12 protein-coding genes are annotated in these 14,806 nt (G+C 34.9%); 11 read left to right on the top strand and 1 reads right to left on the bottom strand.

Annotated elements, in window-relative coordinates:
* Positions 1-25: 25 nt before the first annotated feature.
* Positions 26-1,270, bottom strand: coding sequence for an NAD(P)/FAD-dependent oxidoreductase (locus BT156_RS14965; RefSeq protein WP_072411233.1), 1,245 nt, complete (start codon positions 1,268-1,270; stop codon positions 26-28).
* A gap of 98 nt (positions 1,271-1,368) precedes the next feature.
* On the opposite strand from BT156_RS14965, the gene BT156_RS14960 reads away from it, so the two are divergent.
* The 11 genes from BT156_RS14960 (at position 1,369) to BT156_RS14910 (ending at position 14,765) form a co-directional block, all read left to right on the top strand.
* Entirely contained in the window at positions 1,369-2,886 is a 1,518-nt protein-coding gene (locus tag BT156_RS14960; RefSeq protein WP_072411232.1) for a flexirubin biosynthesis tyrosine ammonia-lyase FlxA, read from the top strand.
* 95 nt (positions 2,887-2,981) lie between these two features.
* Positions 2,982-3,713, top strand: coding sequence for a flexirubin biosynthesis SDR family reductase FlxB (fabG, locus tag BT156_RS14955; RefSeq protein ID WP_072411229.1), 732 nt, complete (start codon positions 2,982-2,984; stop codon positions 3,711-3,713).
* 87 nt (positions 3,714-3,800) lie between these two features.
* A complete protein-coding gene (locus tag BT156_RS14950; protein WP_072411227.1) occupies positions 3,801-5,021 on the top strand; it encodes a beta-ketoacyl-[acyl-carrier-protein] synthase family protein in 1,221 nt (406 codons plus the stop codon).
* Between the two features lie 4 nt (positions 5,022-5,025).
* Positions 5,026-5,280 (top strand): acyl carrier protein, encoded by a 255-nt coding sequence (locus BT156_RS14945; RefSeq protein ID WP_066759632.1) that lies wholly within the window; start codon positions 5,026-5,028, stop codon positions 5,278-5,280.
* A 101-nt stretch (positions 5,281-5,381) separates the two neighbouring features.
* On the top strand, positions 5,382-6,266 hold the full coding sequence (locus BT156_RS14940) for an LpxL/LpxP family acyltransferase (RefSeq protein ID WP_072411225.1): 885 nt from the start codon (positions 5,382-5,384) through the stop codon (positions 6,264-6,266).
* A gap of 220 nt (positions 6,267-6,486) precedes the next feature.
* Positions 6,487-8,025, top strand: a complete 1,539-nt coding sequence (locus BT156_RS14935) for a phytoene desaturase family protein (protein WP_072411359.1) — start codon at positions 6,487-6,489, stop codon at positions 8,023-8,025.
* A gap of 97 nt (positions 8,026-8,122) precedes the next feature.
* Entirely contained in the window at positions 8,123-9,778 is a 1,656-nt protein-coding gene (locus BT156_RS14930) for a C45 family autoproteolytic acyltransferase/hydolase (protein ID WP_139255495.1), read from the top strand.
* Entirely contained in the window at positions 9,775-10,140 is a 366-nt protein-coding gene (locus BT156_RS14925; protein WP_072411223.1) for a hypothetical protein, read from the top strand. Before BT156_RS14930 ends, BT156_RS14925 begins: the two co-directional genes overlap by 4 nt.
* A gap of 7 nt (positions 10,141-10,147) precedes the next feature.
* A complete protein-coding gene (locus BT156_RS14920) occupies positions 10,148-11,401 on the top strand; it encodes an alpha/beta hydrolase (RefSeq protein WP_072411357.1) in 1,254 nt (417 codons plus the stop codon).
* Positions 11,402-11,635: 234 nt separating this feature from the next.
* Positions 11,636-12,727, top strand: coding sequence for a hypothetical protein (locus BT156_RS14915; protein ID WP_072411221.1), 1,092 nt, complete (start codon positions 11,636-11,638; stop codon positions 12,725-12,727).
* A gap of 25 nt (positions 12,728-12,752) precedes the next feature.
* Positions 12,753-14,765: an FG-GAP-like repeat-containing protein gene (locus BT156_RS14910; RefSeq protein ID WP_072411219.1), complete on the top strand. Its 2,013-nt coding sequence runs from the start codon at positions 12,753-12,755 to the stop codon at positions 14,763-14,765.
* Positions 14,766-14,806: the final 41 nt, after the last annotated feature.

Genomic DNA, 14,806 nt, shown 5'->3' with positions numbered 1-14,806 from the left:
TCGGTCTGAAATTCAGACCGATTTTTTATTGTTGTTGCTTCTCCATTTTGATGAGGTTCGCAAGGTTTTTTATGACTGTGTCGTGTTTTTTCACAAAAGGATTGTCCTTATTCCAAACGTATCCTGCCAAAACCGCACAGATTTTCTTCTTAACATCAGGATTTTCCGGTTGATGGAAAAATAATTCCTGCAGGTTTCCGGTGTACCATTCTTTCACATAAGTTGTGAAAACATCAACACCATATAAGATATAATCTGCGAATTCTGTTTGCCAATCAACTTTTTCGCCATTTAGCTGTCTTAAGGCCAATTTCGCGGCAGTCATCCCGCCTTCTGTGGCAAAAGCCATTCCCGAAGAAAAAACAGGATCAAGGAATTCTGAAGCATTTCCCGTCAATGCAAATCCGTCTCCGAATAATTTTTTCACCGAACAAGAATAATCTTTTAAATGTTTTGGTTCAAAAAGAAAATCTACATTTCCGAAACGTTTTACATAATAATCCGAAAGAGAAATGGCTTTTCTCAACGCTTCCGCTGTATCGCCGTTTTCAGATAGTTTATCAATGTATTCAGTCGGACCAACAATTCCTACGCTCGTATTTCCATTCGAAAAAGGAATTACCCAGAGCCAGACTTCAGTTTCAATGATATCAAAAGAAATCAACGTTCCTTCCGTTCCTTCTTCTCTGTTAATATCTTCTACATGAGCAAAAATTGCTGAGTGGGGAGATAATTTTGATGGTTTTTCTAGATCTAAAAGCCTTGGCAAAACTCTTCCGTAACCACTGGAGTCGATCACAAATTTTGCATGAATCTCCTTAGTTTCTCCATCTTTATTTTTTACGGTTGTGATAGAATCTGTTCCGTTAAATTCAATACCGATAACTTCCGTTTCAAACTCAAGGTCGATTCCTTTATTAATGACTTCCTGAGCCAAAGTATTATCAAAATCAGCTCTCGGAACCTGCCACGTCCAGTCCCAGCCTTCTCCAAATTTATCACTGAAATCAAAGATGCAAACTTCGTCACCTCTCAAAAAACGCGCTCCCAATTTTTTCTCGAAGCCCATTTTATCTAAAGCTGGAAAAAGTCCCGCTTCATCAAAATGATCCATCACTCTCGGAATTAAGCTTTCGCCAACAACCAATCTTGGAAATTTTGTTTTTTCGACAACTTTTACGTTGATATTGTTCTTCTTTAAGTATGAAGAAGATACGCATCCGGAAGGTCCAGCACCGATTACGAGAACATCAACAAATTCTTTGCTCATCTTTGATTTTTTATTTTAATAATAACTTATATCTTTGCCGCAAAATTAGTGACAATTAATTAATATTTTATAAAATTATCTATTATTACTTTTAATTGATGAAAATAAATAGCTTTTTAGAACTGAAAGATTTTCAGAATATCGTCGTAAATAATGAAAAAATAGAACTGGATGATACACTTTTAGCCAGAGTGGATGCGAGTTTTCAGTTTTTGAAAGAATTTTCTAGGAATAAAGTGATATATGGTGTCAATACTGGTTTCGGGCCGATGGCTCAGTTCAAGATCAGCGATGAAGATACGCACCAACTACAGTATAATTTAATCAGAAGCCATTCTTCGGGTATTGGAAACCCATTACCTCCGGAAGAAGTTAAGGCTTGTATGTTGGCAAGATTAAACACATTGTCTCTTGGGAATTCCGGCGTTCACCATTCGGTAGTTAACTTACTTAAAGAATTAATAAACAGAGATGTTACACCATTGATTTTCGAACACGGTGGAGTGGGCGCAAGTGGAGATTTAGTCCAGCTGGCACATTTGGCTTTGGTTTTAATTGGTGAGGGTGAAGTTTTCTATAAAGGTGAAAGAAGATCCACAAAAGAAGTTTTTGGAATTGAAGGATTAGAGCCTATAAAAGTAGAGATCCGTGAAGGTCTCGCTTTAATGAACGGAACTTCTGTCATGTCAGGAATTGGTATTGTGAATGCATACAAAGCCAATCAGTTAACTGAGATCTCCATTAAATTATCTTGTGCGATTAACGAAATTGTTCAGGCATATGATGATCATTTATCCGAAGCTTTAAACGGAACAAAGCTTCATGCAGGTCAGCAAAAGATTGCAGAAAGAATGCGTGCGCATTTGTCTGACAGTAAATTAATTAGAAAGAGAGAAGATCACTTATATACTCATTTTGAAGAACAGGAAAAGGTTTTCAAGGAAAAAGTTCAGGAATATTATTCGTTAAGATGTGTTCCGCAGATTTTAGGACCTGTTTTAGATACGTTGGAATACACGGAAAAAGTTCTTGAAAATGAGATCAATTCAGCAAATGATAATCCAATTATAGACGTTGAGGGTCAGCACGTTTACCACGGGGGAAATTTCCACGGAGATTATATTTCTCTGGAAATGGATAAGCTTAAAATTGTGGTGACAAAACTGACAATGTTGGCAGAAAGACAATTAAATTATCTTTTAAACTCAAAAATCAACGAAATTTTGCCTCCTTTTGTAAATTTAGGTAAATTAGGCTTTAATTTCGGGATGCAGGGCGTCCAGTTCACGGCAACTTCTACAACAGCAGAAAGTCAGATGTTATCGAACTCTATGTACGTTCACAGTATTCCTAATAATAATGATAATCAGGATATTGTGAGCATGGGAACCAACGCTGCGGTAATTTGCAGAAAGGTAATTGAAAATGCTTTCGAAGTATTGGCGATTGAAGCGATCACGATTATTCAGGCAATTGAATATCTTGATTTTAAAGATAAAGTGTCATCATCAACAAAAGAGCTGTACGATGAAATAAGAAAGATCATTCCCGCGTTCTCAGATGATATGGTAATGTACCCATATTTGGAGGAGGTAAAGCAATATTTAAAAAAATAAGCAGTTTGAGGAGAACCCGAAGGGTTCAACAATAATAACCGTAGGTAAAACCTATGGAAATATAAAAACCATAATCTGGTAAAAAACAACAACCAATGAAATGTGCAATTGTAACAGGAGGCTCTAGAGGAATAGGAAGAGCAATCTGTATAAAACTGGCAGAAGAAAAAAACTATCATATACTGATCAACTACACTTCAAACGAAGCTGCAGCAAAGGAAACTTTAGCTAAAGTGGAAGAACTGGGATCTACCGGAGAAATTCTGAAATTCGATGTAGGAAATGCAGAAGAAACGCTGAGCATTCTTGGAGAATGGCAGGAAAAAAATGCCGATTCTATAGTCGAAGTGATTGTAAATAATGCAGGAATTACAAGAGACGGATTATTCATGTGGATGCAGAGTGAAGACTGGAACGCTGTGATTAATACAAGTTTAAATGGTTTTTTCAACGTGACAAATTTCTTTATTCAAAAATTGTTGCGTAATAAATACGGTAGAATTATTAATATGGTTTCTGTTTCCGGAGTGAAAGGAACGGCGGGGCAGACGAACTATTCTGCGGCAAAAGGTGCTTTGGTTGGAGCTACAAAAGCTCTTGCACAGGAAGTTGCGAAAAGAAATATCACTGTAAATGCGGTGGCACCGGGGTTTATCAGAACAGATATGACCCAGGATTTTAATGAAGATGAATTAAAAGCAATGATTCCTGCCAACCGATTTGGTGAAGCTGAGGAAGTTGCGGATCTTGTTGCGTTCTTAGCTTCAAGAAAATCTTCGTACATTACAGGAGAGGTAATCAATATTAACGGTGGAATTTATTCATAATTAATAAAATAATGTAGCAATATAGCAATTGACAGTGTACCAATTATTGTTGCATTGTTAAACTGATACATTGTTAAATTTATAAAAATGGAAAATAGGGTTGTAATTACCGGAATGGGAATTTATTCTTGCATCGGAACTTCTCTGGAAGAAGTGAAAGATTCCCTGTATCAAGGAAAATCCGGTATTGTTTTAGTCGACGAAAGAAAAGAATTTGGTTTCAGATCAGGCCTTACAGGTGTGGTTCCAAAACCGGATTTGAAAAGTCTTTTAAACAGGCGCCAACGCATCAGCATGGGCGAAGAAAGTGAATATGCCTATTTGGCAACACTTAATGCATTACAGCAGGCTGGCATAGATCAGGACTTCTTAGATCATAACGAAGTCGGAATTTTATATGGAAATGACAGTGTTTCCCAGGCAGTTGTGGAATCAATCGACATTGCGAGAGAGAAAAAAGATACGACTTTAATGGGTTCTGGCGCGATTTTCAAATCGATGAATTCTACGGTTACCATGAATCTTTCCACAATATTTAAATTAAGAGGAATTAATTTGACCATCAGCGCAGCTTGTGCAAGCGGATCTCATTCGCTGGGATTAGCTTATATGATGATTAAAAGTGGAATGCAGGATATGATCGTTTGTGGTGGCGCTCAGGAAACCAACAAATATTCCATGGCGAGTTTTGACGGTTTGGGTGTTTTTTCGGTAAGAGAAAATGAACCGACAAAAGCATCAAGACCTTTTGATAAAGATAGAGACGGCTTAATTCCAAGTGGTGGAGCAGCATCTTTAATTGTTGAAAGTTTAGAATCTGCACAAAAAAGAGGCGCAAATATTCTGGCTGAAATCGTCGGTTACGGTTTTTCATCAAATGGCGGGCATATCTCAACTCCAAATGTTGACGGACCGGCTCTAGCAATGAACAGAGCCCTGCAACAGTCTGGTTTAGAGGTGAAAGATATTGATTATATTAATGCTCACGCGACTTCTACACCAATCGGAGATGCTAATGAAGCAAAAGCGATCTACGAAATTTTCGGAAGTGAAGTTCCTGTAAGCTCTACAAAATCAATGACGGGGCATGAATGTTGGATGGCAGGTGCAAGTGAAGTTATTTACTCGATTCTGATGATGCAAAATGATTTCGTAGCGCCAAATATCAACCTGGAAAACCCTGACGATGAGGCCAAAAAGATAAATTTGATCGCCGAAACAAAAAGTCAAAAAATTGACGTATTTTTGTCGAATTCTTTTGGATTTGGGGGAACAAATTCGGCACTAATTGTAAAAAAATTTGAATAAAAACATGGAAAGGGAAAAAATTGTTGCGATTGTCAACGACTTTTTGGTTAATGAATTCGAGGTAGACGGCGATGAAATCAGCAATGAAGCAAACTTAAAAACAACTTTAGGCTTAGACAGCTTAGATTATATTGATATGGTTGTAGTTATCGAATCTAATTTCGGAGTGAAATTAGGGGAAGCAGACTTCAAGAAAATGGTCACTTTTGACGATTTTTATTCGACTATTCAAAACAAGATCACCGAGAAAAATGCTTAATTATCGATTAAAATTTACTCTAACAATATAGCAATCTAGCAGTTTACCAATGTTTAAAATATTGTTACATTGTTAGACTGATACATTGCTAAATTAAAATTATGAACAAGTGGAAAGGTAAATCTAAAGGCACAATTCTGGGTTACAGAATTTTCGTCTGGTGTATTAGAAATATCGGGATCAGAAGTTCATATTTTGTACTTTATTTTGTTGCTTTATATTACTTTATATTCGAAAAAAACAGCAACAAATACTTTACGTATTACTTTCAAAAAAGACTGAATTACGGATTTTGGAAAACAAAGATTTCATTATTTAAAAGTTATTTCACTTTCGGAACAGTTTTGATTGACAAAACAGCTATTTCCGCAGGGCTAAGAGAAAAATATACTTACGAATTTGACGGCGTTGAAAACCTCAAAAATCTTTTAGCCGAAAAAAAAGGCGGAGTTTTGATCAGCGCTCACATCGGAAATTTTGAAATTGCAGAACACTTTTTCGCGGATATTGATTTTGATTGTCAGATTAATTTAGTCACAACAGATCAGGAAGTTACAGTAATAAAAGAATACCTTGAAAGTGTTACTGTTAAAAAAAGCAATATCAAATTCATTTACGTAAAAGACGATATGTCGCATATTTTCGACATCAATGAAGCGTTGTCAAAAAATGAATTGATTTGTTTTACAGGAGACCGTTATTTTGAAGGTTCAAAGTTTTTAGAAGGCGATCTTCTTGGAAAAAGTGCGAAATTTCCTGCCGGACCTTTCCTTATTGCTTCTCGGTTAGGCGTTCCCGTTGTGTACGTGTATGTGATGAAGGAAAAAAATCTTCATTATCACTTGTATGCAAGAGTCGCTCAGCAAGTTAAAAAACGAGATGCGCAGGGACTTTTAAACTCTTATACTCAAAATTTGGAGTCTATGATCAAAAAATATCCTCTTCAATGGTTCAATTACTTTGATTTTTGGGATGATATAGATTAATTTCCTACTTTTACCCTCGAAAACTAATATTTAAAACTCAAAGCATAAGATCGATTGAGAAGTTAAAATTATTAAGTTTTCTTTGTACCTAATTACTATCCACATAGTTTGTCATTCCGTAGGAATCTAGGCGATGTTGAGATCTTTCAGCATGACAAAGAGAACTTGCTTACTTTTAATCTCCGAATTTCTTATCTTTAAAAAAAACGCATTTTCTCCTTTGAAAAAAGAATACGACATACTTGTAATCGGCAGTGGATTGGGAGGTCTTGTTTCGGCTCTAATTTTGGCGAAAGAAGGTCTGAAAGTCTGTGTCTTGGAGAAAAATAATCAATACGGAGGAAACTTACAGACATTTTCACGTGATAAACTGATTTTCGATACAGGAGTTCATTATTTGGGTGGACTATCAAAAGGGCAAAATCTTCATCAATTCTTTTCTTATTTGGAAATCATAGACGATCTCGAACTTCAGAAAATGGATGAAGACGGATACGATAAAATCACTTTCGATGATGATGAAATCGAATATCCTCATGCTCAGGGCTACGAAAATTTTGTTGAACAATTATCTCAATATTTTCCGGACGAAAAAGAAAATCTTGAAAATTATTGTGAAGAAATTCAGCGGGTTTGCAGCCTGTTTCCGAGATATAATGTTGTCGGAAACAATAGTTATAATGAAGAAATTCTCCATTTAAATACAAAAAGATTCATAGAATCGATTACTTCGAATAAAAAATTACAGTCAGTTTTATTGGGCTCAAATTTTCTCTACGCGGGAGATTCGGAAAATGTTCCGTTTTATGTTCATGCTTTGACGGTAAATTCTTACATTCAAAGTGCTTACAAATGTGGGAAAGGAGGAAGCCAGATCTCAAAATTATTAATTAAAAAATTAAGGGAACACGGCGCGGAGGTTTATAAACATTCCGAAGTTTCTGCAATGACCTTCAATGAAAGCGGAGTTTTAAGTGGCGTAAAAACCAAAGAGGGAAAAGAATATTCTGCGAAACAGATTATTTCAAATATTGAAATTCGTTCAACCATTAAACTGATTGGTGAAGAAAGGTTGAAAAAATCCTTTTTAAACAGAGTTTTAAGTTGGGAACCTGTTTCTTCATGTTTTAGTGTTTATTTAGTCTTAAAACCGCATTCACTTCCGAATTTCAACTATAATCTGTATCATTATTCTTCGGAGGATCTCGTTTGGAATGCTTATCAATACAAAAAAGAAGACTGGCCGGAAACGTATATGCTTTCTTCAACGCAATCAAAGCATGATCCTGAGTTTGCTGAAAGTTTAACCGCAATTTCATACATGGATTTTGATGAAGTTAAGGATTGGCAAAATACTTTCAATACGTTTGCTGATGAAGAGGAAAGAGGCCAGCAATATGAAAAATTCAAGCTTGAAAAAGCAGAAAAAATGATTGATGCGCTGGAAAAGAAAATTCCAGATCTGCGACAGTCTATTAAAAAAGTGTACACCTCTTCTCCGTTATCTTACCGTGATTATATCGGAAGTTTTGAAGGAAATATGTACGGATATATGAAAATTTCGGAAAATCCTTTAAAAACAATGGTTTCTCCGAGAACTAAAATCAATAATCTCTTTCTCACAGGGCAATCCGTCAATATGCACGGGATTTTGGGCTGTACGATCGGCGCATTCAATACTTGCGCTGAAATTTTGGGCAAAGAGCTTATTGATGGGCGTTTGGCACAAATGATTAATAAGAATAAAAGTGAAAAATAATATACAGTCTGTCATTCTGAATGGAGCAACGCGTAATGAAGAATCTAAAATTGTAAAAAGAGATTCTTCCTTTCGTCAGAATGACAAATATCGAAAAATAAAAACTTTATTTTATTTATTTCTAATAATTAATCTCACCTCTTGTGGTGTCAGAAAATCAATAAAACACGTTCCCGACGTAAAGCAATATTCATTAGAAATACCGAAAGTCGATAAAATTAATGACTCTACTTTTAGTTTTAATCAAAATTATTTAACCAAAAACAAACAGCAGCTTTGGGAGTTGTATATTAAAGGAAACCCTTTACAGTTAGGTTATAACAATGGAGCATTGACTCAAAATTTAATGCAGAAACAGGAAGAAATTTTCTTTTCAAAAGTAGAAGGTTTTGTTCCGTCGAAGTTTAAGCAAAAGATATTGAGAGGTTTTTTAAAATGGTACAACCGAAAAATGTATCTCAATGTAAGGGAGGATTATCAGGCAGAATTGTTTGGGTTGTCTCAATATGCATCCGATAAATATAATTTTATTGCACCTAAATATTTACGAAGCTTATACTTACACGGCGCCCACGATATTGGGCACGCGATGCAGGATTTGATGGTCGTTGGCTGTACTTCTCTTGCGGTTTGGAATGAAAATACGGAAGATGGAGATCTTTTGATCGGGAGAAATTTCGATTTTTATGTTGGAGACGATTTTGCTAAAAATAAATTAATAGAATTTGTAGAGCCTGAGCAAGGAATTCCTTATATGTCTGTAAGTTGGCCGGGAATGATCGGTGTGGTTTCGGGGATGAATAAAGAGGGAATTACGGTGACAATCAATGCCGGAAAATCTAAAATTCCTTTAACAGCAAAGACTCCCATTTCCTTGGTGACACGAGAAATTTTACAATACGCGAAAAACATCGATGAAGCCATTGCGATTGCGAAAAAGAGAAAGGTTTTTGTTTCTGAATCTATTTTGGTAGGAAGCGCTAATGACAAAAATGCAGTGATTATTGAAGTTTCACCGGATAATTTTGGAGTTTACAAAGTGGAAAATACAAGTCGTATTTTTTGTACAAATCATTTTCAGTCAGAAGCTTATAAAAATGATAAAAGAAACCAGAAACATATTCTGGAAAGCCATTCTGAATACCGTTACGAAAAACTTCAGGAGCTTTTAGAGGAAAATAAGCAACTGAATCCTGAAAAAATGGCTGCTATTTTAAGAGATAAATCCGGTTTGAAAGGAGAAAAGATCGGTTATGGAAATGAAAAGGCAATTAATCAGTTATTGGCACATCATGCCGTGATTTTTTCGCCTCAGAAAAAGTTGGTCTGGGTTTCTGCGAATCCTTATCAGTTGGGAGAATTTGTATGTTATGATTTAAACGAAATTTTTTCTGAAAAAAGATTAAAAAACGGTGAATTCGCAAAGTCAGATTTAAATATTGCTAAAGATACTTTTATTGATTCTCAAGAGTACAAAAATTACGAAGAATATAAAAAATTGAGTTCTCAGATTGAAGATGCGATTGATGATAAACAGCAAACTCTTTCTGATGAATTTATCAATAATTATCAATCTTTAAATCCTGATTTTTGGTTCTTATATTATCAGGCAGGAAAGTATTATTTCAATAAAAAAGATTATTCTAAAGGAAAAATTCAATTTGAAAAGGCATTGACAAAAGAAATTACAACCGTTCCCGATAAAGAAAATGTTGAGGAATATTTGAAGAAAACGCTAAAAAAATTAAAATGATTCCTAAAAGTATACGGTATTTATTTTCTATACCTTTCGCGATAATCGTTTGCTATTCTGTGTATTTGGTGAGCAAATACAGTTCAATTCCGGACATTATTCCTATTCAAGGTTATGGAAAAACGACAGGCGGATCCGGAAGCAAATTATTCCTTTTTTCTCCTATTATATTAAATCTGATCATTTTATTGTTCATTTGGAAAATCATCAAAAATCCGGGGAAAATCAATTTTACTTTTGAGAATAAAGATGAAAACCACAAGAAAGAAACTTTTACAGTACAGTTAGTTTTGGTGATTATTGCGATATTTGTTACTATTTTTACAACACTTTTGTTGTTCTCGGATGTTGTTTATAAATAATTTTAATATGAAAAAACTTTTAGTTGCCATTTTAATTTTTACTTCGCTATTCCTTTTTTCTCAGTCTAGATCAGATATTGGAGGAAGTTTTATCAAGAGTCTATTTACTGATCATAATGCAGAAAAAGCGCATGCGTATTTTGACCCTTTAGTTGCTTCTCATGTTTCTGTGAATGATCTCAAAGAGCTTTATCCACAAATTCAAGGGCAAATGGGTGAATTTAAAAGTATTATTGAGGTAAATAACGAGAAAGACACGTATTATTTTTATTCTGATTTTGAAAAATCCAAACTGGATATTCAAATTACGTTTAATACTGAAAATAAAATTATAGGTTTTTATTTTATTCCTCACAAAACTTTTGATAAAGCGGATGACAAAAAGGCTTTAAAAATAAAAAGCGATGATATTGAGTTAAAAGGTACACTTTTACAGCCAACGCAAGGTGATCAAAAGAAATTAGTTATTTTCATACATGGTTCAGGCCCTCAAGACAGAGACGAAACGATTGGTGAGAACAAACCTTTCAAAGATATTGCAGAGTATTTTTTCAAAAATGGAATTTCTTCTTACAGATATGACAAGAGAACATATTCAAATCCTGAAACTTTTAATGACCAATCTACCGTTGAGCAGGAAACCATCAACGATGCTGTAAATGTTGCGAATTATTTTAAGGCAAATGAAAGTTTTAAAGGATATCAAATTATAATTTTAGGACATAGTCAAGGTGCTTATTTAATGCCTAAAATTGCAGAAAAGGCTCAGGCTTCAAAATATATTTTCATGGCAGGAAATGCTAGACCGTTGCAAGATATTATTGTTGACCAGTTTGAGTATCTTCATAAAGTTGTTCCTTCGAAAATTCCAATTGAAGATGTTCAGAATATTAAAAAGAAAGTAGAGTTTTTAAACTCGGATAAATTTAATTTAGACGTTAAGAAATCGGAACTTCCATTTGATTTACCTGCTTCGTATTGGAAGTCATTACTTGATTATAAACCGCTCGATTTAATAAAAAAAATTAATGTACCAATGTTTTTTGCACAAGGCGAAAGAGATTATCAGGTGACAGAAAAAGATTTTAATCTTTGGAAAAATGAGTTAAAAAACAATAAATCAGCAGAGTTCAAATTATATCCCTCTTTAAATCATTTTTTTGCTAAACATTCTGGAGTTGCTTCTTGGGAAGAGTATGAGGTTAAAGGAAATGTTGATGAAGCATTTTTAAAAGATTTGGCTCAGTTTATTTTAAAATAAGTAAGGCTAACATTTTAACTCAAATTATCAATAATAAACAATAGATCTGATTTTTTTTATTTAATTTCTATATTTTATGTTTTTATAAGTGTTTATGGTATTTATATTGATTTATTAATCTTTAATTGTTTATTTTGTTTTATTATTTTAATTGATTTCGCTTTTTTAATGTGAAAAAATTTGGCGTATAGTTGGTTTATTATTTATATTCGTTTCCTTAAAACCATGAAACGGATGAGAAAAAACTATTTTTTATCTCTTATATTTTTATTGATGCTGTTTTCTTGTAAAGATGAGAAGATGGAAGGAGTAGAAGTAGAGAGTTCTTTTGTTAATTTTGAAATCAATGCGGTTCCTTACGCTAAATTATCAACCTATGCTTTTTTCACAGGTGAACTAAAAAACTTAACGCCATCAAGCAAGGTAATTCCTTATGAGCCTGCAAGTTCCCTGTTTACCGATTACGCTCTTAAAAAGAGATTTATCTGGATGCCTCAAGGTGTAAAAGCAACTTACGACGCAGACGATAAAACCCTTAATTTTCCTGTGGGAACTGTTTTAATAAAAAGCTTTTACTATAATACAGTACAGCCTAATAATACGACCAAAATACTGGAAACACGATTAATGATAAGGAAATCAACTGGTTGGATTTTTGCCGAATATATGTGGAATGACGAACAGACAGAAGCCAATCTGGTTACCGGAACTGATTTTACAAGTGGAAGTTCTAAAAACTTAACTTTCAAAAAAGAGAATAATGAAGTCATGAATATTGATTACAGAATTCCTTCAGAATCAGAATGCTATGCCTGTCATAAATTAGACAACAAGCCGGTTCCTATCGGTGTAAAACCTCAAAATCTTAACACAACATACAATTACGAAGGAGGAGTTAAAAATCAATTGCAAAAATTGGTGAATGAAGGGTATCTTTTAAGTTATCCTTCTAATATTGTTTCTACAGTTAATTACAAAGATACCAGCAAACCTGTAGACATAAGATTACGGTCTTATTTAGATATAAACTGCGCGCATTGCCATCAACAGAATGCCCGCTGTGATTATCGTGCTATACGCCTGAGTTTTAGCCAAACTACCAATCTTACCAATATGGGAGTCTGTGTGCTGGCAGATGAACCGCAAGGTCCTTCATTAGAGAAGATTATAACACCGGGAAATCATAATAAATCGGTGATGAGCTTTAGACTTAATTCTGTAGATGAGAGTAATAGAATGCCTTTGTTGGGGAGAACTATCGTGCACGATGAAGGAGTAGAACTCTTAAAGCAATGGATCAATTCTCTCAACCAAAACTGTCCTTAAAAACGAATAACCAAACTGAAAGAATATGAGAAAAAAATTATCCTTTTTTGTTTTATTATCTAATATAACATGGGGAATAGCACAACTTACATGTGCTTCTGCAGTAAATCTTACGGTAGGAACATATACAGCACCTGCAGTTACAGGAACGCCACCATCCACAGTTTGTAATTTGGGAACTCTCGGATCAGCAGCGGTATGGTATAAATATACAGCTACCGCCAATAAGAATGTTACTGTTTCTTCGGTAGTAACAGGGCAAAATGTAGATACAAGAGTGATGGTATATTCAGGAAGTTGTGGAGCATTAGCATGTATTGCAGCAAATGATGACTCTTCCGGGACTTCTTCACAGGTTAGCTTTGGAGCAGTTGCGGGAAATACCTATTATGTAGTGTTCGACAACAGATGGTCTGGTTCAGGGTTTAATTTTAATGTAACTGAATCGGCGCCTGTTATCAATCGACTTTCATTTACTTCTCAGCCGGTTACAGTAGCCGGTAGTTACAATAACTGTGTGGTAGATATGAACGGAGATTATTTAGATGATATCGTTTCTGTTGTAAATAATACTCAAATCGTTATCTCGTATCAAAAACAGGGAGGCGGATTCAATGATGTTACGTATACAATTCCCAATACGACAGTATTGCCTTCATGGAGTATTGCTGCCGGAGATTACGATAATAATGGCTTTAATGATCTCGTGTATGGTTCTGGGAGCGGGATCGCTTTTTTGAAATCCAGTGCTGACGGAACGGCCTTTACTGCAGATAGAAAACCTCAATCTTTTTTAGTTCAGAGAACGAATTTTATAGATATCAATAATGACGGAAAACTGGATGCTTTCGTTTGTGATGATAATGCTCCGAACAGATATTATATGAATGACGGAACAAATATGAATCATAATCAGGGAGGAATGGGAGATTTCCCTTCCGGCGGAAATTACGGTTCTATCTGGATTGATTATGATAATGACGGTGATATGGATTTATACATCGCGAAATGCAGTGGAGGAGGTTCCGGTCCCGGAGGAAATATTGATGAACTGCACAGAAATAACGGAAACGGAACTTTCACCAACGTTGCTCTTACTGCGAATATGGCTAATCCTACCCAGACATGGTCTGCTGCTTGGGGAGATTTTAATAATGACGGATGGATGGATGCTTTAATAGGAATCAATTCTACAAGCAATGGCCTAAGCAAAGTGATGAAGAATAACGGAGACGGTACATTTACCGATAAATCAACAGGCTCAGGTTATGACACTGTAAATGCTTTGAGCAGAGAATATATTGCTTATGATTTTGATAATGATGGATTTTTGGATGTTTTAGGTGCAGGAAATACAATCATGTTTGGAAATGGTGATTTTACTTTTATCCCGAACGCCAGTACTTACAGTTTAAATGCAACAAAACGCCCGATTGGAGATTTGAATCATGATGGTTTTCTTGATATTCAGAATGGAAATACCATCCTAATGAATGCCGGAAATACCAATAAATGGCTAAAAGTAACCTTAAAGGGAACACAAAGCAACAGAAACGGAATCGGAGCAAGAGTTGAAATTTACGGAGCTTGGGGAAAACAAATCCGAGATGTACAGAGCGGAACAGGATTTGGAAATATGAGTACACTGAATGCTCATTTCGGAATCGGTCAGGCTACAGCAATCACAAAAGTTGTGATAAAATGGCCTTCAGGTATTGTTGATACGATTTATAATGTAACCCCAAACACAACATTAAATGTTGTTGAAGGATCATTCTTAAATACCAGAGAGATTCAGACTACTCAGGAAGCATTCACTATTTATCCAAATCCGAGTGATGATATCATCAATTTTAAATCTAAAAATGATTTTACTCCGACCGAGGCAAAAGTGTATGAAATGACAGGCAGACTGGTTTTACAAACAAAGGTTGAAAGAAATTCAATTTCTGTTAAACAATTAAATTCAGGTGTTTATATGCTTGTTTTGACTGATAAGAACGGTAAAACATATTCTCAGAAACTAACGAAAAAATAAAACATAATTTATTCTTCATAACTCACTGCAAGGTCGAAAGG

It is taken from the genome of Chryseobacterium limigenitum, assembly GCF_900114875.1.
GTDB classification, from domain to species: domain Bacteria; phylum Bacteroidota; class Bacteroidia; order Flavobacteriales; family Weeksellaceae; genus Chryseobacterium; species Chryseobacterium limigenitum.
The sequence above is the reverse complement of the archived record's forward strand: the minus strand, read 5'-3'. Positions and strand labels throughout refer to the sequence as shown.

Coding starts and splice junctions, on each gene's coding strand:
- BT156_RS14920 (WP_072411357.1), top strand. CDS start 10,148: ATGAAAAAACTTTTAGTTGCCATTTTAATTTTTACTTCGCTATTCCTT.
- BT156_RS14945 (WP_066759632.1), top strand. CDS start 5,026: ATGGAAAGGGAAAAAATTGTTGCGATTGTCAACGACTTTTTGGTTAAT.
- fabG (WP_072411229.1), top strand. CDS start 2,982: ATGAAATGTGCAATTGTAACAGGAGGCTCTAGAGGAATAGGAAGAGCA.
- BT156_RS14940 (WP_072411225.1), top strand. CDS start 5,382: ATGAACAAGTGGAAAGGTAAATCTAAAGGCACAATTCTGGGTTACAGA.
- BT156_RS14925 (WP_072411223.1), top strand. CDS start 9,775: ATGATTCCTAAAAGTATACGGTATTTATTTTCTATACCTTTCGCGATA.
- BT156_RS14960 (WP_072411232.1), top strand. CDS start 1,369: ATGAAAATAAATAGCTTTTTAGAACTGAAAGATTTTCAGAATATCGTC.
- BT156_RS14950 (WP_072411227.1), top strand. CDS start 3,801: ATGGAAAATAGGGTTGTAATTACCGGAATGGGAATTTATTCTTGCATC.
- BT156_RS14965 (WP_072411233.1), bottom strand. CDS start 1,270: ATGAGCAAAGAATTTGTTGATGTTCTCGTAATCGGTGCTGGACCTTCC.
- BT156_RS14910 (WP_072411219.1), top strand. CDS start 12,753: ATGAGAAAAAAATTATCCTTTTTTGTTTTATTATCTAATATAACATGG.
- BT156_RS14915 (WP_072411221.1), top strand. CDS start 11,636: ATGAGAAAAAACTATTTTTTATCTCTTATATTTTTATTGATGCTGTTT.